The sequence below is a fragment of the uncultured Rhodospira sp. genome (assembly GCF_937138205.1).
GTDB lineage: Bacteria > Pseudomonadota > Alphaproteobacteria > Rhodospirillales > Rhodospirillaceae > Rhodospira.
Genome location: NZ_CAKZOT010000065.1, coordinates 1 through 23,405 on the forward strand (window position 1 = coordinate 1; position 23,405 = coordinate 23,405).

Below are 23,405 nucleotides of genomic sequence, written 5' to 3' on the forward strand. Positions count from 1 at the left end.
TCGGCGGCGTCGCCGCCTCCAGACGCACCCTACGACGGCTGCGAACAGGACCATGCCTCGTCATTGCGAACCCTCGTCGCTAGACGAGGGTGAAGCAATCCAGAGCAGAAAACGCAAGTATCCGCCCTGGATTGCTTCGTCGCGACGCTCCTCGCAACGACAAGAGGAAGTAAAGATGTGTGAATCGGATAGCCCCATAAAATGGGGAGGGTTGGGGTGGGGTCTGGCGTGTTCACCCGGACACCGTGGTCCCCGTCGCGGGATCGGCGGAGGCCGGGCCGGGTGCGTCCGTCGTGTCCTGCGTGGGCGCGATCACCAGCATCCCGTCGCGCAGCGCCACCACCCGCATCGAGGTCCCGGCGGGCGCCGACAGGCCATCCGTCTCGCCCACCGCCGTCCACTCGCTGTCGTCGACCCGCACGCGGCCCGTCCCGGCGTCTTGCAATGGCGTGGTAAGGACAACAACGCGGCCCACATGGCGGTGCGCCCGCCGGTTCAGCATCGGGTGGTCGGTCGGCACGGCGCCGGGGCGCCAGATGCGCCGGCCGGCATAGGTCGACGCCAGCGCCAGCAGGGCGAACAGCAGGGCCTGTCCTTCCCAGGCCAGGTTCGGCGCGACGAACAGGACCAGTCCTGTCACGCCGGCCGCCAGACCGACCCACAGGAAAAAGATCCCCGGCGCCAGCAGTTCCAGCACCAGCAGGATCCCCGCCAGGATCCACCAGTGCCAGAAGACCAACGCGGTCGGCCAGGCGATGTCCATTTCTCCACTCCCTGTCAGGGCCGGCGCCGCCGGTCTCGTCACGACGTTGGCGGCGCCCATGGCCCATCCGGCACGGTCGGCACCGACGGCATCATGGAGGTGGGCAGGACCGACGCCGTCGCGGCCCCGGTGCCGGGCGGCGACGGTGCCGCCGTGGGCGCCGTCGGGCGGCGGGTCCCGCCGCCGTCATCGCCGCCGCCCCCGTTCCCGCCGGACGGATCCGGGCGCAACGCCTCCTTGGCGATCTCGGCGATGCCGGCCAGCGAGCCCAGCACGCCCGTCGTCTCCATGGGCAGCATCAGCACCTTCTGGTTCGGCGCCACGGCCAGGCTCTGCAACGCCTCGACGTACTTCTGGGCGACGAAATAGTTGACCGCCCCCATGCCGCCGGCGCCGATGGCCTCGCTGACCAGGGTGGTGGCGCGCGCTTCGGCCTCGGCCAGCCGCTCGCGTGCCTCGGCGTCACGCCACGCCGCCTCGCGCCGCCCCTCGGCCTCCAAAATGGTCGCCTGCTTCTGGCCCTCGGCCACCAGGATCGAGGCGCGCTTGTCGCGCTCGGCCTTCATCTGCCGGCCCATCGATTCCACCAGGTCGCGCGGTGGCGAGATGTCCTTGATCTCGATGCGCGTGACCTTCACGCCCCACGGATTGGTCGCCAGATCCACGACGGTCAGCAGTTGAGCATTGATCTTGTCGCGCTGCGACAATAGCTCGTCGAGGTCCATGCTGCCCATGACCGTGCGCAGGTTGGTCATGGTCAGGTTGAGGATGGCGATTTCAAGTTGGCGCACCTCGTAGGCCGCCTTGGGCGCATCCAGGATCTGGTAGAAGACCACGCCGTCCACGGTCACCATGGCGTTGTCGCGCGTGATGACCTCCTGCTCGGGGACGTCGAGCACCTGCTCCATCATGTTCAGCTTCTGGCCGACCACCTCGACGAACGGCGTGATCAGGTGCAGACCGGGTCCCAGGGTCCTGACGTACTGGCCGAAGCGCTCGACCGTGTATTCCCACCCTTGCGGTACGATCTTCACGCTCAGGACGATGAACACGAGGGCCAGGACGACCAGCGTGATCACCAGAATGGACGTCTCCATCATGCTCGGCTCTCTCCCTGCGACGCCGCCCGGCGGTACTGTAGCACCGCCCTTGGCGGTGCTCCAGCCGAACCCGGGCGACTCCGGCCGCCCGACAGCCGCGTCCCGCCCGTCGGCGTCCACCGTTCGGGCGCGGATGGCCGCGCGTTTCCGGGCACCGCGTTGATGTCGGCGCCGAAACTAACTATTGTCATAGGGTCAAAGCCCACAAACCGGCTCGGGGGGAGTCATCCGGGGTGGGCGAGGAGGGGAGGACCGACCAGTTCGTGCGACGGCCCGGTGGGGCGGAGCGCGGGACGGGTGGCGCGCGCAACGGGATTCGTCGTGGGACTGGCCGGCCGCAAGCGGACGAGGCTGGCCATGATTCTCAACCCGATTCTGAAACGGACCCTGCGGGACGGGTCCCTGACCATCATCGACCACGCCGGGCGGCGCAGCACCTTTGGTGAAGGCCCAATCCCCGACATGGGCACCGGGCCGGTGCCGGGCCCGGCGACGATCCGCATCACCGACCCGAAGTTCCTGCGCAAGTTCCTGGCCGGGCCGGAAATGACCATCGGTGAGTGCTACATGGACGGCACGCTGCTCGTTGAGGAGGGCAGCCTGTACGACGTGCTGGGCATGATGGTCCACAATCTGAACCGCTATAGCCGGCAGTCACCGTTCTTCCGGCTGCACTGGGCCGTGAACCGGGGCCTGCGCTGGCTGTTCCAGTACAACCCGGTGCCGCGCGCCGAGAAGAACGTCGCCCACCACTATGACCTGTCGGGCGAGCTGTACCGCCTGTTCCTGGACGCCGATCAGCAATATTCCTGCGCCTACTGGCCGCCGGGCGTCGAAGACCTGGAGGCGGCCCAACTGGCCAAGAAGCGCCATATCGCCGCCAAGCTGCTGCTGCGCGAGGGCCAGTCGGTGCTGGACATCGGCTGCGGCTGGGGTGGGTTGGCGCTGCACCTGGCGCGCGAGCACGGGGTGCGCGTCACTGGCATCACCCTGTCGACCGAACAGCTGCGCGTCGCCCGGAAGCGCGCCGCCGAGGCCGGCCTGGACGACTTGGTCCAGTTCCGGCAGGAGGACTATCGCCAGGCGAAGGAGCCGTTCGACCGCATCGTCTCGGTCGGCATGTTCGAGCACGTGGGCGTCAACCACTACGCCGAGTACTTCAACAAGGCGCGCGAGCTTCTGAAGCCCGACGGCGTGTTCCTGCTGCATACCATCGGCCGCGCCGAGCGGCCCGGCGGCACGAATGCCTTTATTCGCAAGTACATTTTCCCGGGCGGCTACACGCCGGCGCTGTCGGAGATGGTCGGCGCCGTAGAGCAATCCGACCTGGTCCTGACGGACCTGGAGGTGCTGCGCGTGCACTACGCCGAAACCCTGCGGGCGTGGCGCGAGCGGTTCGCGGCGCACCGGGAGCATGTGGTCAACGCCCTGTACGACGAGCGTTTCTATCGGATGTGGGAATTCTACCTGACCGGCTGCGAGGTGGTGTTTCGGTTCGAGCGCCAGGTCGTGTTCCAGGCGCAACTGGCGAAGACCCTGGGCACAGTGCCGTTTACCCGCGACTACATCGCCACCGACCGCTTGCGGGCCGAACAGGCGGCGCGGGACGCGGCGGCGCGGGAGGAGCAGCCCGCCGTGCGCAAGGCGGGGTAGCGCGAACGGTCGTCGCCGTCAGGGTGGCACCGCCTCGTTGGAGATCCCGCGCGAGCGAAGCGAGCCTCGGGCTCTCCCGCGTCAGCAGGCCGCGCCCGCGCCGGCAAGGCCGCCTTTCGCGCGCCAGCGGGCCGGTCACCCCCGCTTCCAGGTCGTGCCCTGGGGGCCGTCCTCCAGCACAATCCCCTGTGCCGCCAGGTCGTCGCGGATGGCGTCGGCGCGGGCGAAGTCCTTGGCCTTTCGGGCGGCCTTGCGCTCGGCGATCAGGGTTTCGATCTCCTCCGCCGTCGGGCCGTCCCCGGCGCCGGGCGCGCCCTGGAACCACGCCTCCGGGTCCTGCGCCAGCACCCCCAGCAGCGCGCCGCCGGCCAGCAGTTCGCCCTTCAGCCGCGCCCGTTCGGTCGGATCGGCGGACTTGTTCAGGGCCGACGCGGTCTCGTGCAGCACGGCGATGGCGCGCGGCGTGTTGAGGTCGTCGCACAAGGCCTCGACCAGCGCGGCCGGGGGCGCCGCGTCGTCGGCCCGCGCGAGGTCCGCCGCGCCGCGCAGGGCGGTGTACAGCCGGTCCAGCGCCGCTCGGGCGCCCTTCAGGCCCTCGGCCGTCCAGTCCAGCGGCTGGTGGTAGTGCGTCGACAGCATACACAGGCGGATGGCCTCGCCCGGCGCCTGGTCCAGCAGCTCGCGCACGGTGAAGAAGTTGCCCAGGGACTTGGACATCTTCTCGCCCTCGACCATCAGATAGCCGTTGTGCATCCAGTAGCGGGCGAAGGAGCCGGGGCCGTGCGCGCAGGTGCTTTGCGCGATTTCGTTCTCATGATGCGGGAAGATGAGATCCTGGCCGCCGCCGTGGATGTCGAAGCTGGATCCCAGGTGCTGGGCGCTCATGGCCGAGCATTCGATATGCCAGCCGGGGCGGCCGCGTCCCCAGGGGCTGTCCCAGCCCGGCAGGTCGTCGCTCGACGGCTTCCACAGCACGAAATCGGCCGGGTCGCGCTTGTAGGGCGCCACCTCGACGCGGGCGCCGGCGATCATCTCGTCGCGCGAACGGCCCGACAGCCGGCCGTAATCCGCCATGCTGGAGACGGCGAACAGCACGTGGCCGTCGGCGACATAGGCGTGACCGGCCGCCACCAGCGCGTCGATCATGGCGATCATCTGCGCGATGTGCTCGGTGGCGCGCGGCTCCACCGTGGGCGGCAGGGCGTTCAGCGCCCCCATGTCCTCGTGGAACTGGCGCGTGGTCTCGGCCGTGATCTCGCCGATGGAACGGCCACTCTCCTTCGCGCGCGCGTTGATCTTGTCGTCGACGTCGGTGATGTTGCGCACGTAACTCACGCGCGGGTAGAGCCGCTGCAACAGCCGGAACAGAACGTCGAACACCAGAACCGGCCGGGCGTTGCCGATGTGGGCGCGGTCGTAGACCGTCGGGCCGCAGACGTACATCCGCACATGCGCCGGATCGATGGGCTCGAACGGGGTCTTGCCCCGGGTCATGGTGTCGTGCAGGAGCAGGGTCGGCGGCATGGCGGGCTCGCTGGTCTGGCAACGTGGGGATGGTCTTATCGTGCCGCCGCCTCGGCGGCAACAGCGGCGCGGCTCAGCCGGTCGGCCGCCCGCGCCCGCCCGATCAGCGGCAGCAGCGCCGCCAGCTCCGGCCCGTGGTCGAGCCCGGTCAGCGCCAAGCGTAGCGGCATGAACAGCCCCTTGCCCTTGCGCCCGGTGGCGGCCTTCAGCGCGCCGGTCCAGGCGCCCCAGGTCTGGGCGTCCCACGGCTCCTCCGGCAGCGCCTCCAGGGCCGCGCGCAGGAAGCCCGCGTCCTCGGCGCGGGCGCGCGGCACCACGTCGCCGAAGGCCACCGCGTGCCATTCGGATACGTCGGCGAAGCGCTCCAGGTTGCCGCGCACGGCCTCCCAGAACACGGCGCCGCCGTCCGCGCGAAGGGCCTTCAGGCGGTCCCGCGCGGCCTCGTAGGGCATGTCGTGCAGCAGCCGGGCGTTCAGGCGCGACAGGTCGGCCGGATCGAACTTGGGCGCCGCCCGGCCGAAGTGCGTCAGGTCAAAGCCGTCGGCCAGCGCCGCCATGTCGGCCACGGGCTGGATGTCGTCCGACGTGCCCAGGCGCGCCAGCAAGGCGTTGATGGCCATCGGCTCCAAACCGTCGTCCCGCAGGTCGGCCACCGACAGGCTGCCCAGCCGCTTGGACAGGCCGCCGCCGCCGGCGTCGGTCAGCAGCGACAGATGGGCGTGGGCCGGGGGCTCGCCGCCCAGCAGCCGGCACACCTGGATCTGCACCGCCGTGTTGACCACGTGATCCTCACCGCGCACCACATGCGTGATGCCCATGTCGATGTCGTCCACCACCGAGGGCAGGGTATAGAGCAGCGTGCCGTCCTCGCGCACCAGCACCGGGTCGGACAGGTGGGCGGCGTCGTAGTGGCATGGGCCGCGCACCAGATCGTCCCAGCGGATGTCCTCGTGCTCCAGCTTCAGGCGCCAGTGCGGGCGGCGGCCCTCGGCCTCCAGCTTGGCGCGCGCTTCGTCGGTCAGGGTCAGCCCGTCGCGGTCGTAGATCGGCGGCCGGCCCAGCGCTCGCTGGCGGCGGCGCTTGTATTCCAGCTCCTCGGGGGTCTCGTAGCAGGCATACAGCCGCCCCTCGGCCTTCAGGCGCTCGACCACCTCGGCGTGGCGGTCGGCGCGGGCGGACTGGAACGCCTCCTCGTCCCAGGTCAGGCCGAGCCAGCGCAGGTCCTCGCGGATGGCCTCCACGTATTCGGGGCGCGAGCGCTCGGTGTCGGTGTCGTCGAAGCGCAGCACGAAGACCCCGCCGGCCCGGCGGGCCAGCAGCCAGTTGACCAGGGCGGTGCGCACGTTGCCGACGTGCAGACGGCCGGTGGGGCTGGGGGCGAAACGGACACGGACGGTGGACATGGCGGCGGACATGGCGAGGTCTCGGGTGGTGGCAACGGATGGCGGGCGTTGTCGCATGGCGCGGCACAGGACGCCAGCCTTGCGCCCCCGGCGGCCATGCATTAGGTGCGGAAGCATCCGCACCTTCGCTCCAATAGGTCACCGCCATGCTCATGAGCGCCGCCCAATCCGTCCTTGTCGTGGTCGACGTGCAGGAACGCCTCTGCCCGGTCATGGATGACCCGCGCCGGGTGCTGTACAACGGCGCCCGCCTGCTGCGGGGCGCCGCGCTGCTGGACGTGCCGGTGCTGTGCACCGAGCAGTACCCGAAGGGCCTCGGCCCGACCATGATCGACCTGCGCGAGTTGCTGCCCGAGGGTTCGGTCATCGAGAAGACCGCCTTCGGTGCCATGGGCGAAGGGCACTTCCGGCACGCCTTGTCCGGCATCGGCCGCACGCAGATCGTTCTGTGCGGCACCGAGGCGCATGTCTGCGTCCTGCAGACGGCGCTGGGCCTGCGCGCGGTGGACTTCGAGGTCTTCATGGTCGCTGACGCGGTCGGATCCCGGCGGCCGGAGAGCGAACGCGTCGCCCTGGACCGCGCCCGCGATGCCGGCTGTTCGATCGTCACCACCGAGATGGTGCTGTTCGAGTGGTTGGGCGACAAGAGCAACCCGCGCTTCAGGGACGTCAGCAGTCTGGTGAAGTAACCCCGCAATGGAGGGCCATCGATGACCGATCCCCGCACGCCGCTGGTCCTGCTGCCCGGCTTGCTGAACACCCCCGCGCTGTGGGCCGCCCAGGTGGACGCGTTGAGCGACATCGCCGATCCCCAGGTGGCCGACCTCACCCGCGACGAGTCGATCGACGCCCTGGCCGACCGCGTGCTGGCCGAGGCGCCGCCGCGCTTCGCGCTGGCCGGGCTGTCCATGGGGGGCTATGTGGCGTTGGCGGTGGCGCTGCGGGCGCCGGACCGGGTGGAGCGCCTCGCGCTGCTGGACACCAACGCCCGCGCCGACCGTCCCGAACAAAGCGAACGCCGGCGCGAATTGATCGGCTGGGCGCGCGACGGGCGCTTCGCCGAGGTCGCACCCGCCCTGCTGCCGATGCTGGTGACACCCGAGCACGCGAAGGACGAGGCCATCGCCCAGACGGTGTTCGGCATGGCCGACGGCGTCGGGCCGGAGGGCTTCATCCGCCAGCAGACGGCCATCATGGGCCGGCCCGACCGGCGCGAGTCCCTGGCCGCGATCACCTGCCAGACCCTGGTGCTGTGCGGCGCGGACGACGCCTTGACGCCGCCCGAGATGCACGAGGAAATGCGGGACGGCCTGCCCAACGCCAGCCTGGAGGTGATCCCCGACTGCGGCCACCTGTCGCCACTGGAGCAGCCGGCGGCGGTGTCGACGGCCCTGCGCGCCTGGTTGCGGCCATAGAGAGAGCCCGCCTTGATCGAGTCTGCCAAGCGCGACGCATCGTCCCGGATTGCCTGACGGCGTGGGGGCTGCTGTTTCGGCTCCGGCACGAGATATGGCCCGCAGTCGGCGTTCCATCTACTACACGCGCGATGACGTTCGCATACGCTCGGAAAGCTTGACGGACCTTCGCCCCATTTATACGCTCCGCGATTATTCAGTTGCAATCGATCGTATGATCGCGGAAGCAGGTATTCCCCGATATGGCGGCGACTCGGCAGGCGTTCGCGCGGTTCGTGCGCGAGCAAGAGGTGTGTGGCGACCGACCCGAGGCCAATAGGGCGCGCGGCGGCAACGGTCGGGGTCTGCCCGGGGATGATACCCAGACACTCCTAAAAACGATCTTCGTGGTCGACCCATTGGCCCGACACCAAACCGATCTGGCCAGGGCACTGGGCGCCCAATACCGCGTCAAGACGTTTTCCGACACGGTCACGGCCAAGGCCGCCGCGAAGGCCGACCTTCCCTCCCTGATCATGGTCGCTGAATCCGCGCCGCCGGACGGCGGCCTGGCGGCCATTCAGCATCTGAAGGCAACCCTGGGGAATCGCGCCATCGGCTTCATCGGCATGACACGCGATCCCGCGTCCTTTTTTGCCGAGTCGTGCCGCCGGGAGAAGATACCGTTCCTGGTCAAGCCCGTCTCAAACCACGCCCTGTTCGACCTGATCACGAAAAGCATTTCCCAGCCGATCGAGGATCGGTGGGCCACCCTGGGGGACAATGAACGGCGCGCCCTGGTCCAGACCGTCGAGCTGTTTCGCGCGCTCCCGGACCAGATCCTCAGCGGCGAACCCGTCCAATACGACCACATCAAGGACAGCTGCGGCCCACTGGTGACGGCCGTCTGCAACAACAAGCTCTCCGACGTCCTGTCCGGTGTAAAGGGGCACGACAACTACACATACGTTCATTCGTTTCGAATCGCCGTTTTCCTGTCGCACTTCGGCCATGAACTCGGCTTGCGCGACGACGACCTTTTGACGCTGTCCACGGGCGGGCTGATCCACGACCTCGGCAAGGTCGCCATTCCCCATCAGGTCCTGAACAAGCCGGGCAAGCTGACGGATGATGAATGGACCATCATGAAGACCCACGTGGACCGGGGCCTTGAGGTCATCGATTGCATTGAAGATGTCCCCCGGGGTGTCGTGACCATCGCGGCGCAACACCACGAAAAAATGGACGGCACCGGTTACCCGCGCGGCCTGAAGGCTGCCGAGTTGAACGAACTGGCGCGCATGTCGGCGATTGTCGACGTGTTCGGCGCGTTGACGGACGAGCGCATCTACAAGCCGCCACATCCCCCTGACAAGGCGCTCGCCATCATGCGCGACATGGGACCCAATCACCTGGACCAGCATCTGCTGGGGCTGTTCCGGGAGATGCTGCTGGACACCGCGTCGTATCTTGCCGACGTATAGTACCGGCCGACGCATGAACTGGGTTCATTCTTCGGCCGGCCGGGTCACCGGTACGGATCGGCCTCGTTGTTCAGGAAATCCTGAACGTAGCGCTCCACGCCCTGTTCCAGCGGCGTGAACGGCCGCTCGTAGCCGGCCGCGCGCTGGCGGCCCATCTCGGCCTGGGTGAAGTACTGGTACTTGTCGCGGATGGCCTCCGGTGTGTCGCGCCAAGCGATCGCCGGTTCCTGCCCCAACGCCCGGTACACCGCAGAGGCCAGATCGAGAAAGCTGCGCGCCTGCCCGGTGCCCAGGTTGTACAGCCCGCTGACCGTGGGCCTGGACAGCAGCCACAGCACCACGTCGACCACATCGTCGACCCAGATGAAGTCACGCGACTGGCCGCCGTCGGGCACGTCCGGCCGGTGCGAGCGGAACAGCGGGAAGGCCTCGCCCCGCCGGGCCACCGGATGCACCTGGGCGACCACGCTCATCTGCCCCGCCTTGTGGTATTCATTGGGGCCGTACACGTTGAAGAACTTCAGCCCCACCCACTGCGGCGGCGCGTGATGGCCGCCGTCGAGGTCCTCCCGCACTCGCCTGTCGAACAGGTGCTTGGACCAGCCGTAGGGGTTCAGCGGCCGCAGCCGCGCCAACGCGTCGGCCGAGAACGTGTCGTCGAACCCAGCCGAGCCGTCGCCGTAGGTGGCCGCCGAACTGGCATAGATCAGCCGCGTGTGGGTTTGCGCGCACCAGTCCCACAAGGCGACCGACAGGCGGAAGTTGGTGGCCAGGATGAGATCCACGTCGGTCTCGGTCGTGGCCGAGATGGCGCCCATGTGAATGATGGCCTTGACCACGCCCCGGTGCCGTTCCAGCCAGGGCATCAGGTCCTCGGGCCGAACGATGTCGTTGACCGTGCGCTTGGCGATGTTGCGCCACTTGGCGCCGTCGCGCAGGCGGTCGCAAATGACGACCGGTCCCACGCCGGCCGCCTCCAGGCCCGCGACGATGTTCGATCCGATGAAGCCGGCGCCGCCGGTGACGATATACATATCGGGACAAAGCCCGTTCGCGCCCACGGTTGTCAAGGGGCCGAACGTTACCCATACTCTGGGCATAGGCGGGCTTCCGGTGGGGGAAGCCCTTCATTTTTGTGAACCAGGGGAGACGCGACCATGACCAACGGTGGTCCCAGGATTCTGGACGACATGAGCCGGCTCGCCGGGGGCGCCCTGGGCGCGCTGGGCGGGGTGCGTGGCGAGATCGAGGAGATGGTGCGCCAGCGCGTCGAGCGCGTCGCGCACGAGCTCGATCTGGTGACCCGCGAGGACTTCGAGGCGGTCCGCGAGATGGCCGCCGAGGCGCGGCTGGAGGCCGAAGGGCTGGCCGCCCGCGTGCAGGAGTTGGAGGCACGGGTGGAGGAGCTGTCGCCGTCCACCGACGGCGGCTCCAAGACCACGCGGCGCAAGACGGGCGGTGCCAAGAGTGCCGGTAAGGGCGAGGGGGCGGACCCGGACGCGCCGGCGGGGTGACACCGGAGCGGTCCCGCCGCTCGGCCTCTCGATCTGATCGACATGTGTGTCCGCGAGTGTTCGCGCGAGCCGACGGGGGACGCAAGCCCCCACCGAGCCGGGGATCGCGGCCCAGGCGGACCTGTGATAGCGGCGGCGGATGAGTAAGGCTTATCCGCCGTGTGGAACCAGCCCGCTCCCCCTCCCTGCCACCCACGACGTTCTGCTTGGGATGGCCAGGTGGGGGAACGGGCCGGCCACGGACGTCAACGGCCAATTTCGAGGACCGTTGGCACGGGCCGTCATTGTGAACCCGTCCAAACGCCCAGATGGCCGCCGCGCTGGAAGGCTTCGCCGACCACGCGGTCAAAGTGTAGGCACGGACGCCGCCCCTTGCCTCCGATATTGCCAGAACGGCCGTGACAGGGCTATGACTCGACCGTGACGGGGCGGAATGAACCGCTCCGCCGTTCGATTCCGTCCGGCCGGGGGGCCGCCGCCTTGCCATCCGACACCACCGCGCCCGAGACCGTCCTGGCGGTCGAGGACATGCACAAGCGTTTCGGCGACATCGAGGTGCTTCGCGGCATCTCGCTGGAGGCGCGCACCGGCGATGTCGTGGCCATCCTCGGCTCCAGCGGATCCGGGAAAAGCACCTTCCTGCGCTGCCTGAACTTCCTGGAAACGCCCTCGGCCGGGCGCATCCACGTCCACGGCGAGGAAATCCGCACCCGCCGCGACGCCGCCGGCATGTTGCGCCCGGCCAGCCACGGCCAGCTTGTGCGGCTGCGCACGCGGCTCGGCATGGTGTTCCAGCAATTCAATCTGTGGCCGCACATGACCGTTCTGAATAACCTTATCGAGGCTCCCCGGCGCGTGCGCGGCCTGGGCCGCGCCGAGGCCATCGAAAAGGCCGAGGCCCTGCTCGAAAAGGTCGGCTTGGCCGAGCGGCGCGACTACTATCCCGCCCACCTGTCCGGCGGCCAGCAGCAGCGCGTGGCCATCGCCCGCGCCCTGGCCATGGACCCCGACGTCATCCTGTTCGACGAACCCACCTCGGCGCTCGACCCCGAACTGGTCGGCGAGGTGCTGGCGGTCATCGAGGCGCTGGCCGAGGAGGGGCGCACCATGCTGATCGTCACCCATGAGATCGGCTTCGCCCGCGATGTGTCCACGCGCGCCCTGTTCCTGCACGACGGCCGGGTGGAGGAGGACGGCGCGCCGCGCGACCTGTTCTCCAACCCCGCCTCCGAGCGCCTGCGCAAGTTCCTGTCCCGGCATCTGCATTGAGGCCGGCCCCCTCCCTTCACACCACCATCACATGAGGCCCCCCATGATCGGACTGCGTACCACCGCCCTCGCCCTTGCCGTCGCCACCATGACGGTCGTCTCCACCGGCGCCGCTCAGGCGGAAGACCCGCTGCGCATCGGCACCGAGGGCGCCTATCCTCCGTTCAACATGGTCGACGAGGACGGCAACCTGCACGGCTTCGACATCGACGTCGCCAAGGCGCTGTGCGAGGAGATGGAGCGCGAGTGCACCTTCGTCATTCAGGACTGGGACGGCATCATCCCGGGCCTGCTGGCCGGCAAGTACGACGCCATTGTCGCCTCCATGTCGGTGACCGAGGAGCGCAAGCAGGCCGTCGACTTCACCAACAAGTACTGGACCAACAAGCTGCAGTTCATCGCGCCGAAGGACGTCGATCTGGACATCTCGGCCGAGGGCATGGCCGACAAGACCGTGGGCGCGCAGCGCGCCACCATCTCCGCCCAGTGGGTCGAGGAGAACATGCCGGACGCCGAACTGAAGCTCTACGACACCCAGGAAAACGCCTACCTTGATCTGGCCGCCGGCCGCATCGACGCCATCATCGCCGACATGCTGGTGAACTACGAGTGGCTGGAGTCCGACGCCGGCGCCGACTTCGAGTTCAAGGGCGAGCCGGTGTTCGAGAACGACCTGATCGCCATCGCCGTGCGCAAAGGCAACGAGGATCTGGTCGCGGACTTCAACGCCGCCATCGACGCCATCGTCGAGGATGGCACCTACGCCGAGATCAACGCCAAGTACTTCCCGTTCAGCATTTATTGATCCACAGGCGTAGGGTGCGCCTGAACGAGCGCGAAGCGCTCGGCGGCGCACCACCGCGATGGTTGCCGGTGCGTCGCGCCCCGGCCATTTCCCTCGGGAAACGGCCTGAGCCAGGAGATTGGCCCGTGATCCAAGCGCCACGGGCCGGGGCGCGGACGCACCCTACAGCCTGAGTCCATGACGACGGATCGCGTCAGACGCTGAGGATCCCCCCACCCGTGCCCGACCTGCATGGTTTCGCCGACCAGCTTTTGCTGGGACTCTGGATGACGGTGCGCCTGGCGCTGTCGGCGCTGGGCATCGGCCTGGTGCTGGGGCTGGCGGGAGCGGCCGCCATGTCGGCGCCGCTGGCCCCGATCCGCTGGATCGCGCACGCCTACACCACCATCATTCGCGGCATTCCTGAGCTGCTGGTCGTGCTGTTGATCTACTTCGGTGCCTCCGTGGCGCTGATGGCCATGCTGCGGCCGTTCGGCTACACGGACTATATCGAACTCAGTCCCTTCGTCGCCGGCTCGGTGGCCCTGGCCCTGACCTTCGGCGGCTATGCGTCGGAGGTGTTCCGGGGCGCGTTCCAGGCCGTCCCGCCGGGCCAGAGCGAGGCCGCGCGGGCGCTGGGCATGGGGCGAGTGGCCATCTTCTTCCGCATCGTGCTGCCGCAGGGCTGGCGCATCGCCCTGCCCGGCCTGGGCAACCTGTTCCTGGTGCTGATGAAGGACACGGCGTTGGTCTCGGTCATCGGCCTTGAGGAGATCATGCGCAAGGCGCAGTTCGCGGTCGGCGCCACGAAGGAGCCGTTCACCTTCTACCTGGCCGCCGCCGTCCTCTATCTGGGGCTGACCATCGTGTCGATGGCCGCGCTGGCGTGGCTGGAGCGGCGCGCCAACCGGGGAATGCCGGGGGTGAAGGCATCATGAACGTCGACGTGATGATCGCCGCCCTGCCGAAGCTGCTGGAGGGCGCCTGGCTGACGCTCCAGTTGCTGTTCATCTCCGGCTTTTTCGGGCTGCTGCTGGCGATTCCGCTGGGCATCGCCCGCGCCTCGCGCAGCATCGCGGTCAAGGCGCTGCCGTTCGCCTACATCTTCTTCTTTCGCGGCACGCCGCTGCTGGTGCAGCTGTTCCTGGTCTATTACGGCCTGTCGCAGTTCGAATTCGTGCGCGAAAGCCCGATCCTGTGGCCGGTGCTGAGCGATCCGTACTGGTGCGCCATCATCACCTTCGCCCTCCACACAGGCGCCTACATCGCCGAGATCCTGCGCGGCGCCATCCAGGCCGTGCCGCACGGCGAGGTCGAGGCCGCCCGCGCCCTGGGCATGAGCCGCGCGACCACCACGCTGCGCATCGTGCTGCCGCGCGCGGCGCGCATCGGCCTGCCCGCCTACGGCAACGAACTGATCCTGATGCTCAAGGGCAGCGCCCTGGCCAGCACCATCACCCTGCTGGACCTGACCGGCATGGCGCGCACGGTCATCGCCCGCAACTACATGCCGCTGGAAACGTTCCTGATGGCCGGGCTGATCTATATGATCATCACGTTCGTCCTGGTGCGCGCGCTCCGCTTCATCGAACACCGGGTCAGCGCCCACATGCGGGCGCGGCCGGGGGGAGCGGTGGGGGTGGAACCGACGGGTTAGCCGCCGCGACGGCGCCACGAACGGCGGATTGGGCCGCTTGCGAGAGCCGTATCTGCCCTTCGGCGCCACAGTATGTCATCGACGCCGTGGCGCGCGTCTTGACCGAGGAGGGCCTGATATGACCGCCGTGCTGGATCACGATGGCCTCGCCTACAAGGGTTATGTCGGCTCGGTCGGCTACAGCGCCGAGGACGGCGTGTTTCACGGCCGGCTGGAGTCGATCCGCGACCTCGTGACCTATGAGGGCACCGACGCCGCCAGCCTGCGACAGGCGTTCGAGGAGGCCGTCGACGATTACCTGGCGCTGTGCGCGGAGCAGGCCTGCAAGACCGGCACTCAACAGTCGTAGGGTGCGTTCGACCGCCGCGCCCTTGGGGGCGCGGCGGGCAACGCACCACGGCATGGCCGGTCGGTGCGTCGCGCCTTCAGCGCGGACGCACCCTACGGGGGTCCTGCGCGACCACCTGGACCGCGAAGCCGGTCCCAAAGGGCCTTAATCCCCCGGTGCCGGGGCCGACCGCCGCCGCTCCAGCGCCCGGGTCAGGGCGCCGATGCCGATCAGGGCACCGCCCAGGCCGAGGAACGACAGCGCCCGCCACAGCCCGGTCAGCCCGGCCATGTCGATCAGGAACGCCTTCAGCGTCACCGCCAGCAGGATCGCCAGCCCGGCCCGCCGGGTCACGTCCTGGCCCAGGCGGGCGCCGATCACCAGCACGCCCAGCCCGAACAGCAACCCCAGCACCGAGTAGGCGTACAGCTCCGCCTCGCCGGTCAGTGGGCCGTCCAGCACCGGGCCGGTGAAGGCCTGACGCACGGACAATCCCAGCCACACCGCCAGCAAGGCCGACGCCGCTGGCGCCGCCCAGCGCCGCACGCGCGATCCCGGCGGCGCCCACCACGCCCACAGGCCCAGCAGGCCCGCTGGCGTGCCGTACAAGGGCAGCACCAGATTCCATACCAGGGCCGGGCCGACCGGCACGCCGGTCCACAGCGGATTGGCCCACAACACCGGCCCCACGAGCAGGGTCAGGCTTCCCACAAGGCCCAGCAGCATCTCGCCCCAGCGGAGCACGCGCCGGTCGGCGCGCCCGTCCCCGCGCCGCCACAGCCGCAGAACGACTGCGGCGCCAAGCCAGACGTTGATCTGCACCGCGATCTCGGCCAACGCGAGCGGCGCGCCCATCAGGTCCGGCCCCGCCATCAGGTGGCGCACCTCCAGCGACACCAGCAGCACCGAAAACGCCAGCGCCCCGGCCTCCAGAACCTGCACCAGCAGGCCGTCGCGCCTTTGCAGGAACCAGCGCGCGGCCAGGGCGAAGGCCAGCGCCGGCAGGCCATAGCCGTACAGCAGCCAGTTGGCGACGGCGGTCTCGCCCAGGGGATAGTCCAGCACATACGGATTGAGCAGCAGGCGGGCCAGCACCACCCCGGCCATCACCAGCGCGGCACCGCGCAGGCCGGGAACGTGCGTCGCGCCAAGGCGGGCCTCGACCCACGCCGTGGCCGGCAAAGTCAGGGCCAGCGCCACCGTCAGCCACGCCTGCTCGAGGACGAAGGTGGCGGCCAGGGCCACCGCCGCCAGCACGCCGACGGCGTGGGCGCCGAGCGCGCCCGGGCGATCCGGCGCCGCCCGCCACGCCGCCAGCAGGGCCAGCGCGCCCAGGGCCAGCGCCAGCCCGGCCCAGCCCAGATCAATGCCGATCCCGCCCAGGCGCCAATAGGTCACGGCCAGGATCAGCAGCGGCGTCGCCGTGGCCAGCCCGGCCCAGCCCATCGCCCGTTGCGTCCGCCGTGACACCCACCACCCGCCCAGCGCCACCAGGACGCCCTGGGCCAAGGCAAAGGCCAGGAAGGCCCGGGCGCTGTCCGGCAGCGGTGGGTTGACCAGCGCGCCGGGGCGGTCGGCCGGCGTGACCACCAGGTCCCAGCCGGCCAGGACCAGCAAGCCCGCCAGCACCGGCGCCAGACGGGGCATGACCAAGCGCCCGTCGCGCCATCCCAGCCCCAGCCCGCCGGCGGTCAAGACCATCAGCGCCGCCAGCGTGGCCGGCGCCTGTTCGCTGTCCAGGGTCAGGAGGGCGAGCAACGCGGCCCCAAGACTCCACGCCGCCTCGGTCAGGCCGCGCGTGACCCGGTCGGTCAGGGGAATCGACAGGCTCGGCAACGCCGGGATGGGCACGCCCACGCGGGCGGCGGAGACAACGGCCGTCACCGCCAGCAGGAACACGGCCAGTACACCCTCGTCGCCGGGCCGGAACGCCGCGATCATATAGACCAGCACCCAGACCCCGTTTCCGGCCAGCGCCAGTCCGCCCAACCACGGCCACGGTCGCCAGCGCGGCAGCAGCGCCGCAGCCAGGGTCAGCGCCAGCAGGTAGCCGAACAGGGCCAGCGGGGCCGGGCCATCCGACTCCACCAGCAGCGGCACGGCGTACCCGCCGACGAGACCGAGGCCGGCGACGAACGGGCCGTGCCACAGCGCCAGCAGGACTCCGGTCAGCGACACCGCGCCAAGGGCCGGGAAGGCCACCGCCGGCCCGATCAGGCCGTACAGGGCGTGCGCGGCGTACAGGCTGGCGAACAGGCTGGACAGGCCGGCGGCCGCCAAAGCGGCGGCGGCGCGGCGCCCTGCCCGCCCGGCGTCGTCCGGCGCGGCGCGGCGGCGCGCGCGCTCGGCCAGGACCAGCAGACCCACGCCCAGCAAGCCGCCCAGGGCACAGCGCAGGACCGGCGTGATCCAACCCTGGTCGATCGAGTACTTGACGAGGAAGGCCCCACCCAGGGCCAGCGCGACACCGCCGATCCAGATCAGCCAGCGGTCGGTCAACCCGCGTTCCAAACGGCGCGTGTCTCCGCCGGCGGGTGCTGGGGGTGGCGTGGCAGGCGGTTCGGGGGCAGTGGAGGCAGGTTCGGCGGATTCCACCGGTGCGGCTTCAGCCGGTTCCGGCGCGGGCTCAGCCTCCGAAGGTGCCGTTTCCGATGCTGGCGGCGCGGCTTCCGGTGCGGCGTCTGCGCGGTCGCCCGCCTCGATGGTCTCCAGACGCGCGCGCAGGGCGCGCATCTCGCGCCTCAGGGTGTCGGTGCGGACGAACGCCAAGATGGCCAGGACGGGCGGCCCGAGCAGCAGCACCAGACCCAGCAGAAAGACGATCCCGAGCCCATCGAACATCTCCGCCGGCCCCCCTGTGCCGCGGCGCGATTACCCCGGCGGCGCAACCTCCGCCGCCGACCCGCCGAAGATCCACGGCAGGGCGCTGACCCCGAACAGCATATGGTGGCTGGCGATCATCAGGACATAGGCCGCCAGCCCCAGGCCGACCACGATCAGGTCCTTCCTGATCGGCTGCGGCGGTGGCAGGGTTTCCGGCTTGCCGCGCAGGATCGACAGCATCAGGCCGAACATGCCGTACAGCCCGAAGCAGCCGAAGAACAACGCCGAGGCCGAATACGGGCTCGCCAGCACGTGCGAGATGGCCCACAGCATCACGCCGATAAGCATCGGATGCCACGTATAGCGGCGGATGTTGGTGGGCAGGTAGGCCGCCAGCACCAGGATGAACGCGAGCGGCATCACGATCGCCGGCAGATAGACCCCCCATGCCGGCATCTGGATGGCGTCCATGCGCGGCGTCAGGGTGAAGCCGGCGATCATCAGGCCCAGGCCGATGACCGCGAAAACGCTGATGGCAGTCTTGTATCCCCGTTGGCCGAGCCAACCGACCAGGCGGCGGCGGTTGATCGGCTGCAACGGGATCATGTGGGTGAGAAAGAAGACGAGCGCGCCGATCGGCAGCAGTTTTTCCATGGACCCAATCCAGTGCCCCTCGGGTGAATGCGGCTTTTGCGAACCGACCGAGTGTAGGGCGAGCGGCCCGGCGGGCTCAACCGCAATCCCCCCTGACACCCCGCCTTTCTCGTCCGCGTCGGCACCGAGACCACATCCGAAATTTGCGTTTGGCCGCAGCGTTCGTCTCACCTGACAGGCTGCCAGGAAGACAACGCCGCATGTCGGGAAGGCCGCTTGAAAAAGATGCGTTTGCTATATTTGGACACTACAGAATTGCATGTCGCGTGGGCAACCCAGGGCAATCGGGTGAAGGGGAATCCCAACGCCGAGATGGAACCCGGGGCCAGAGGCCCGCACAAGACCCCAAACTGCGAGCGGCGAAGCCCAGAAACCAAAACTGGGGCACTCCAGAGCGGAGTTTCAGGCTCTGGATAACTTCACCCTCGTCTCGCGACCTTTCATGTTAACACTTCTTTCCGCCGAAGCGGCTGCTCTTCGCTCGCGCGACGACGTGACTCGTCATTGCGAACCCTCGTCGCAAGACGGGGGTGAAGAAATCAAGAGCGGAGGCCACGAAAATTCGCCCTGGATTGCTTCGTCGCTACGCTCCTCGCAATGACGATCTGAAGAAAAAATGTGTGAATCGGATAGGTCTTGGGACGAGGGTTCGCAATGACGGATCACTTTCCGCCGGGGCCGTCAACCCCAGCTTGGTGGGGAAAGAAGTGTGACTAGGATAGGGGGAGAAGACAGGCGGCACCCTCCGAACCGGAACGGATCAAACGGATTGCGTATCAGTATTCGAGCGAGCACCCCGCGTCCCGCGCGAAGACGGAGAAGCGCACGGCATCCTCTCGCGTCTCGAACAGCCACGTGTCGGCACACAGGCCGCAGGCGGTGCCGCCCATCTGCTCCGCCTGATCCTTGACGTTTTGGGGCACGCCGTCCCCATGTCGAACGGTCACCTTCACCGATTGTGACGCGCGCCGCATTGGTCACCCCCCTGAGAGTCAAGTCCGTCCGGCCGGATCAGTCCGTCAAATCCTCGAAGAACTCCTTGACCTTCTTGAAGAAGCCGTGGCTTTCCGGGCTGGAGGAATCATCGCCCTCGGCCTTGGCGAACTCTTCCAGCAGCTCCTTTTGCCGCTTGGTCATGTTCACCGGCGTCTCCACGACGGCCTGGATGAACATGTCGCCGCGCGCGGAGGACCGCAGCACGCTCATGCCCTTGCCGCGCAGGCGGAACTGGGTGCCGGTCTGGGTGCCGGCGGGGATGGTCACCTTGGCGCGGCTGCCGTCGATGGACGGCACCTCGATCGCGCCGCCCAGCGCCGCCGTGGTCATGGGGATCGGCACGCGGCACTGGATGTTGGCGCCCTCGCGCTGGAACAGGCGGTGCGGCGCCACCGACAGGAAGATGTACAGATCGCCGGGCGGGCCGCCGCGCAGCCCGGCCTCGCCCTCGCCGGCGAGGCGGATGCGCGTGCCGTCCTCGACGCCGGCCGGAATGGTGACCTCCAGGGTCTTGTCCCGGCGCACGCGCCCGGCGCCACCGCAGGCGGTGCACGGGTCGCTGATCACCTTGCCCTGCCCGTTACAGGTGGGACAGGTGCGCTCGATGGTGAAAAAGCCCTGCTGGGCACGCACCCGACCCGCTCCACCGCAGGTGCCGCAGGTCTTCGGCTGCGTGCCGGGCTTGGCGCCGCTGCCGTCGCAGGTCTCGCAGGTGACGGAGGTGGGCACGTGCACGCTGGACTTCTTGCCGCTGAAGGCCTCCTCCAGCGTCACCTCCATGTTGTAGCGCAGGTCGGCGCCACGCGTGCTCGACCGGCCGCCAGCGCCGCCGCCGCGCCGGCCGCCGCCCATGAACTCGCCGAACATTTCCTCGAAAATGTCGGAAAAGCCGCCGGCGCCGCCGAAGCCGTGGAAACCGCCGCCCCCGCCGGGGCCACCGCCCTCGAACGCGGCATGGCCGAAGCGGTCATACGCGGCGCGCTTCTGGTCGTCCTTGAGGACCTCGTAGGCCTCGTTCAGCTCCTTGAACTTCTGCTCGGCGGTCTTGTCATCCGGGTTGCGGTCCGGATGGTATTTCATGGCCAGTTTGCGATAGGCCTTCTTCATCTCGTCGGCGCTGGCCGACTTGCCGACGCCGAGAACGTCGTAGTAGTCCCGCTTACTCATTCCGTCTGGCCCTTCCGGCGATGATGGCTGCGTTGTCCGGCCATGAGCCGGCGTCGTCTCCCTCAATCACGCGAACGGGCCGCCACCGGACATGCGCTGTCCCGATGACGGCCCGGTTCGCCGGAGCAGGCCGGGCCTACTGGTTCTTCTTGCTGTCGTCCACTTCCTCGAAGTCGGCATCGACGACGCCGTCGTCCGCCTTGCTGGTGTCGACCCCGGCGTCACCACCACCGGCGGCACCCGTCCCGGCGGCGTTCGCGGCGTCCTGCTGGGCCTTGTACATGGCCTCGCCGAGCTTCATGGACGACTGGGCCAGGGCCTCGGTCTTGGCCTTGATGTCGTCCAGGTCCTCGCCGTTCATGGCCTCGCGCAGGGCGGCGATGTCGCTTTCGATCTTGGCCTTGTCCTCGGCCGGGATGGACTCGCCGCTCTCGGCCAGGGTCTTCTCGGTGGTGTGGATCAGGCCGTCCGCCTGGTTGTGCGCGTCGACCAGTTCGCGGCGCTTCTTGTCGGCCTCGGCGTTCTGTTCGGCCTCGCGCACCATGCGCTCGATATCCTCGTCGGACAGGCCGCCGGACGCCTGGATACGGATGGTCTGTTCCTTGCCGGTCGCCTTGTCCTTGGCCGAGACGTTGACGATGCCGTTGGGGTCGATGTCGAAGGTGACCTCGACCTGCGGCACGCCGCGCGGCGCCGGCGGAATGCCCACCAGGTCGAACTGGCCGAGCAGCTTGTTGTCGGCGGCCATTTCGCGCTCACCCTGGAAGACGCGGATGGTCACGGCGTTCTGGTTGTCCTCGGCGGTCGAGAACACCTGGCTCTTGCGGGTCGGGATGGTCGTGTTGCGGTCGATCAGGCGCGTGAACACGCCGCCCAGGGTCTCGATGCCCAGCGACAGCGGGGTGACGTCCAGCAGCAGCACATCCTTGACGTCGCCCTTCAGCACGCCGCCCTGAATGGCGGCGCCGATGGCCACCACCTCATCGGGGTTCACGCCCTTGTGCGGATCGCGGCCGAAGAAGTCCTTCACGACCTGCTGCACCTTGGGCATCCGCGTCATGCCGCCGACCAGGATCACCTCGTCGATCTCGGAGGACTTCAGGCCGGCGTCGGCCAGGGCCTTGCGGCAGGGCTCGACCGTGCGCTGCACCAGGTCGTCGACCAACGCTTCCAGCTTGGCGCGGGTCAGCTTGATGTTCAGGTGCTTCGGCCCGCTCTGGTCGGCCGAGATGAACGGCAGGTTGACCTCGGTCTGCATGGACGAGGACAGCTCGATCTTGGCCTTCTCGGCGGCTTCCTTCAGGCGCTGCAGGGCGAGCCGGTCCTGGCGCAGGTCGATGCCCTGCTCCTTCTTGAACTCGGTGGCCAGGTATTCGATGACGCGGGCGTCGAAGTCCTCGCCGCCCAGGAAGGTATCGCCGTTGGTGGACTTCACCTCGAACACGCCGTCGCCGATCTCCAGGATGGAGACGTCGAAGGTGCCGCCGCCCAGGTCGTAGACGGCGATGGTGCCGGAGTGCTTCTTGTCCAGACCATAGGCCAACGCGGCGGCCGTCGGCTCGTTGATGATGCGCAGCACCTCCAGGCCGGCGATCTTGCCGGCGTCCTTGGTGGCCTGGCGCTGGCTGTCGTTGAAGTAAGCCGGCACGGTGATCACCGCCTGGGTGACGGTCTCGCCCAGGTGCGCCTCGGCCGTTTCCTTCATCTTGCCCAGGATGAACGCGGACACCTGGCTGGGGGCGTAGTCCTCGCCCTGGGCCTGGACCCAGGCGTCGCCGTTGTCGCCCTTGACGATCTTGTAGGGGACGAGGCCCTTGTCCTTCTCAACCGTGGGATCGCTGTAGCGGCGGCCGATCAGGCGCTTGATGGCGAACAGCGTGTTCTCGGGGTTGGTGACCGCCTGGCGCTTGGCCGGCTGGCCGACCAGACGCTCGCCGCTGTCGGAGAACGCGACCATCGACGGCGTCGTGCGCGCGCCCTCGGCGTTCTCGATGACGCGGGCATCCTTGCCGTCCATCACCGCGACGCAGGAGTTGGTGGTCCCGAGGTCGATACCGATTACCTTGCTCATACGTTCAGTCTCCATATTGGCGAAGCGCGGCGGCCCCATCAGGCACCGCGGCGATTCCCGGAGGGGGGTCCAGGGGATCAAGCGGCCCGCCCCGGCGGGCGCTGGCGAATTGGGCGCTATATAAGAACGGCTTGGCGGGGCCGCAACAGAAACCCGAGGCCCCCGGCCCGGCGATCGACGCGAGCGAGCGGCTTGACGGCGGGGGACCGGCGGGGGACTGTTCCCGAAGTCAGGTCCTCACCGGCACGCGCGACGGCGCGGGCCGCTTCCACTCCCCACCAAGGAAGGACGCCCACCATGCCACGCTTCGCTTCCGCCCTGGCGATCGCCGCCGTCGCATCGGCGCTGTCCCTGGCTCAGCCGGGCACCGCCCGCGCCGACGACATCGAGGACTCCCTGCGGGCGGCGCTGGAGGCCTATCAGGCCGGCGACATCGCCCTGGCCAAGGAGGAACTGGATTTCGCGTCGCAACTGTTGTCGCAGTTGAAGGCCGAGGGCCTGGCCGGATTCCTGCCCGATCCCCTGCCCGGCTGGGAGCGCGAGGACGGCGAAACGCAGGCCATGGGCGCGGCCATGATGGGCGGCGGGCTGTCCGCCAGCGCCGCCTACACGCAGGGCGACAAGCGGATCAATATCGAGATGCTGGCCGACAATCCCATGGTCACGGCCATGGCCGGCATGTTCACCAACACCGCCGTCATGGGGTCGATGGGCACGGTGCGCCGCATCAACGGCCAGAAGGTGGTGATCACCAACGACGGTGAATTGCAGACGATGGTCAACAACCGCATCCTGATCCAGATGAGCGGCACGGCGCCGAC

The 23,405-nt window shown here is 68.8% G+C and carries 20 protein-coding genes and 1 pseudogene; 11 read left to right on the top strand and 10 right to left on the bottom strand.

Features of this window, described 5'->3' with window-relative positions:
• Positions 1–232: 232 nt before the first annotated feature.
• On the bottom strand, positions 233–763 hold the full coding sequence (locus Q0309_RS09020) for an NfeD family protein (protein WP_299439744.1): 531 nt from the start codon (positions 761–763) through the stop codon (positions 233–235).
• A 38-nt stretch (positions 764–801) separates the two neighbouring features.
• Positions 802–1,863, bottom strand: a complete 1,062-nt coding sequence (locus Q0309_RS09025; protein ID WP_299439746.1) for an SPFH domain-containing protein — start codon at positions 1,861–1,863, stop codon at positions 802–804.
• A 357-nt stretch (positions 1,864–2,220) separates the two neighbouring features.
• On the opposite strand from Q0309_RS09025, the gene Q0309_RS09030 reads away from it, so the two are divergent.
• Positions 2,221–3,516, top strand: a complete 1,296-nt coding sequence (locus Q0309_RS09030; protein ID WP_299439748.1) for a cyclopropane-fatty-acyl-phospholipid synthase family protein — start codon at positions 2,221–2,223, stop codon at positions 3,514–3,516.
• 135 nt (positions 3,517–3,651) lie between these two features.
• On the opposite strand, the gene cysS is transcribed toward Q0309_RS09030, so the two are convergent.
• Together cysS and gltX are read right to left on the bottom strand one after the other, a co-directional pair.
• On the bottom strand, positions 3,652–5,040 hold the full coding sequence (gene cysS, locus Q0309_RS09035) for a cysteine--tRNA ligase (protein WP_299439750.1): 1,389 nt from the start codon (positions 5,038–5,040) through the stop codon (positions 3,652–3,654).
• Between the two features lie 35 nt (positions 5,041–5,075).
• Positions 5,076–6,443, bottom strand: coding sequence for a glutamate--tRNA ligase (gltX, locus tag Q0309_RS09040; protein WP_299439782.1), 1,368 nt, complete (start codon positions 6,441–6,443; stop codon positions 5,076–5,078).
• 146 nt (positions 6,444–6,589) lie between these two features.
• Between gltX and Q0309_RS09045 the strand changes: the two genes are divergently transcribed.
• The 3 genes from Q0309_RS09045 to Q0309_RS09055 all read left to right on the top strand — a co-directional run bounded on the left by Q0309_RS09045 (position 6,590) and on the right by Q0309_RS09055 (position 9,321).
• A complete protein-coding gene (locus Q0309_RS09045) occupies positions 6,590–7,132 on the top strand; it encodes a hydrolase (RefSeq protein WP_299439752.1) in 543 nt (180 codons plus the stop codon).
• A 21-nt stretch (positions 7,133–7,153) separates the two neighbouring features.
• Complete coding sequence (locus Q0309_RS09050; RefSeq protein WP_299439754.1) at positions 7,154–7,858, top strand: alpha/beta fold hydrolase; 705 nt, start codon at positions 7,154–7,156, stop codon at positions 7,856–7,858.
• Between the two features lie 242 nt (positions 7,859–8,100).
• The gene (locus Q0309_RS09055; protein ID WP_299439756.1) at positions 8,101–9,321 is read left to right on the top strand and encodes an HD-GYP domain-containing protein; all 1,221 of its coding nucleotides are present in this window, start codon (positions 8,101–8,103) and stop codon (positions 9,319–9,321) included.
• A gap of 44 nt (positions 9,322–9,365) precedes the next feature.
• Here Q0309_RS09055 and rfaD read toward each other — a convergent pair whose 3' ends face one another.
• The gene (gene rfaD, locus Q0309_RS09060; protein ID WP_299439758.1) at positions 9,366–10,355 is read right to left on the bottom strand and encodes an ADP-glyceromanno-heptose 6-epimerase; all 990 of its coding nucleotides are present in this window, start codon (positions 10,353–10,355) and stop codon (positions 9,366–9,368) included.
• A gap of 123 nt (positions 10,356–10,478) precedes the next feature.
• On the opposite strand from rfaD, the gene Q0309_RS09065 reads away from it, so the two are divergent.
• The 6 genes from Q0309_RS09065 (at position 10,479) to Q0309_RS09090 (ending at position 14,894) form a co-directional block, all read left to right on the top strand.
• On the top strand, positions 10,479–10,835 hold the full coding sequence (locus Q0309_RS09065; protein ID WP_299439760.1) for an accessory factor UbiK family protein: 357 nt from the start codon (positions 10,479–10,481) through the stop codon (positions 10,833–10,835).
• Positions 10,836–11,363: 528 nt separating this feature from the next.
• On the top strand, positions 11,364–12,104 hold the full coding sequence (locus Q0309_RS09070) for an ATP-binding cassette domain-containing protein (protein ID WP_299439784.1): 741 nt from the start codon (positions 11,364–11,366) through the stop codon (positions 12,102–12,104).
• Between the two features lie 43 nt (positions 12,105–12,147).
• Positions 12,148–12,909: an ABC transporter substrate-binding protein gene (locus tag Q0309_RS09075; RefSeq protein WP_299439762.1), complete on the top strand. Its 762-nt coding sequence runs from the start codon at positions 12,148–12,150 to the stop codon at positions 12,907–12,909.
• Positions 12,910–13,127: 218 nt separating this feature from the next.
• Complete coding sequence (locus Q0309_RS09080; protein ID WP_299439764.1) at positions 13,128–13,826, top strand: ABC transporter permease; 699 nt, start codon at positions 13,128–13,130, stop codon at positions 13,824–13,826.
• Positions 13,823–14,545, top strand: coding sequence for an ABC transporter permease (locus Q0309_RS09085; RefSeq protein WP_299439766.1), 723 nt, complete (start codon positions 13,823–13,825; stop codon positions 14,543–14,545). The genes Q0309_RS09080 and Q0309_RS09085 overlap by 4 nt, the downstream gene beginning before the upstream one ends.
• A 118-nt stretch (positions 14,546–14,663) precedes the next feature.
• On the top strand, positions 14,664–14,894 hold the full coding sequence (locus tag Q0309_RS09090) for a hypothetical protein (RefSeq protein ID WP_299439768.1): 231 nt from the start codon (positions 14,664–14,666) through the stop codon (positions 14,892–14,894).
• Positions 14,895–15,038: 144 nt separating this feature from the next.
• Here the strand turns inward: Q0309_RS09090 and Q0309_RS09095 are convergent, their stop codons facing one another.
• The 5 genes from Q0309_RS09095 to dnaK all read right to left on the bottom strand — a co-directional run bounded on the left by Q0309_RS09095 (position 15,039) and on the right by dnaK (position 22,584).
• Positions 15,039–17,714, bottom strand: coding sequence for a DUF2339 domain-containing protein (locus Q0309_RS09095; protein WP_299439770.1), 2,676 nt, complete (start codon positions 17,712–17,714; stop codon positions 15,039–15,041).
• Positions 17,715–17,744: 30 nt separating this feature from the next.
• Positions 17,745–18,350, bottom strand: coding sequence for an NnrU family protein (locus Q0309_RS09100; RefSeq protein WP_299439772.1), 606 nt, complete (start codon positions 18,348–18,350; stop codon positions 17,745–17,747).
• Between the two features lie 776 nt (positions 18,351–19,126).
• Entirely contained in the window at positions 19,127–19,273 is a 147-nt protein-coding gene (locus tag Q0309_RS09105; protein ID WP_299439774.1) for a hypothetical protein, read from the bottom strand.
• An 88-nt stretch (positions 19,274–19,361) separates the two neighbouring features.
• Positions 19,362–20,513 (bottom strand): molecular chaperone DnaJ, encoded by a 1,152-nt coding sequence (gene dnaJ, locus Q0309_RS09110; RefSeq protein ID WP_299439776.1) that lies wholly within the window; start codon positions 20,511–20,513, stop codon positions 19,362–19,364.
• A 136-nt stretch (positions 20,514–20,649) separates the two neighbouring features.
• Positions 20,650–22,584 carry a molecular chaperone DnaK gene (gene dnaK, locus Q0309_RS09115; RefSeq protein ID WP_299439778.1) on the bottom strand — a complete coding sequence of 645 codons (1,935 nt, stop codon included), beginning with the start codon at positions 22,582–22,584 and terminating at the stop codon, positions 20,650–20,652.
• A gap of 297 nt (positions 22,585–22,881) precedes the next feature.
• On the opposite strand from dnaK, the pseudogene Q0309_RS09120 reads away from it, so the two are divergent.
• Positions 22,882–23,405, top strand: a pseudogene (locus tag Q0309_RS09120) (hypothetical protein); the annotation flags it as partial.

Bases quoted from the DNA above. Each gene is read 5' to 3' on its own strand.
- Q0309_RS09020 (WP_299439744.1), bottom strand. From the start codon at position 763: ATGGACATCGCCTGGCCGACCGCGTTGGTCTTCTGGCACTGGTGGATC.
- Q0309_RS09025 (WP_299439746.1), bottom strand. From the start codon at position 1,863: ATGATGGAGACGTCCATTCTGGTGATCACGCTGGTCGTCCTGGCCCTC.
- Q0309_RS09030 (WP_299439748.1), top strand. From the start codon at position 2,221: ATGATTCTCAACCCGATTCTGAAACGGACCCTGCGGGACGGGTCCCTG.
- cysS (WP_299439750.1), bottom strand. From the start codon at position 5,040: ATGCCGCCGACCCTGCTCCTGCACGACACCATGACCCGGGGCAAGACC.
- gltX (WP_299439782.1), bottom strand. From the start codon at position 6,443: ATGTCCACCGTCCGTGTCCGTTTCGCCCCCAGCCCCACCGGCCGTCTG.
- Q0309_RS09045 (WP_299439752.1), top strand. From the start codon at position 6,590: ATGCTCATGAGCGCCGCCCAATCCGTCCTTGTCGTGGTCGACGTGCAG.
- Q0309_RS09050 (WP_299439754.1), top strand. From the start codon at position 7,154: ATGACCGATCCCCGCACGCCGCTGGTCCTGCTGCCCGGCTTGCTGAAC.
- Q0309_RS09055 (WP_299439756.1), top strand. From the start codon at position 8,101: ATGGCGGCGACTCGGCAGGCGTTCGCGCGGTTCGTGCGCGAGCAAGAG.
- rfaD (WP_299439758.1), bottom strand. From the start codon at position 10,355: ATGTATATCGTCACCGGCGGCGCCGGCTTCATCGGATCGAACATCGTC.
- Q0309_RS09065 (WP_299439760.1), top strand. From the start codon at position 10,479: ATGACCAACGGTGGTCCCAGGATTCTGGACGACATGAGCCGGCTCGCC.
- Q0309_RS09070 (WP_299439784.1), top strand. From the start codon at position 11,364: ATGCACAAGCGTTTCGGCGACATCGAGGTGCTTCGCGGCATCTCGCTG.
- Q0309_RS09075 (WP_299439762.1), top strand. From the start codon at position 12,148: ATGATCGGACTGCGTACCACCGCCCTCGCCCTTGCCGTCGCCACCATG.
- Q0309_RS09085 (WP_299439766.1), top strand. From the start codon at position 13,823: ATGAACGTCGACGTGATGATCGCCGCCCTGCCGAAGCTGCTGGAGGGC.
- Q0309_RS09090 (WP_299439768.1), top strand. From the start codon at position 14,664: ATGACCGCCGTGCTGGATCACGATGGCCTCGCCTACAAGGGTTATGTC.
- Q0309_RS09095 (WP_299439770.1), bottom strand. From the start codon at position 17,714: ATGTTCGATGGGCTCGGGATCGTCTTTCTGCTGGGTCTGGTGCTGCTG.
- Q0309_RS09100 (WP_299439772.1), bottom strand. From the start codon at position 18,350: ATGGAAAAACTGCTGCCGATCGGCGCGCTCGTCTTCTTTCTCACCCAC.
- dnaJ (WP_299439776.1), bottom strand. From the start codon at position 20,513: ATGAGTAAGCGGGACTACTACGACGTTCTCGGCGTCGGCAAGTCGGCC.
- dnaK (WP_299439778.1), bottom strand. From the start codon at position 22,584: ATGAGCAAGGTAATCGGTATCGACCTCGGGACCACCAACTCCTGCGTC.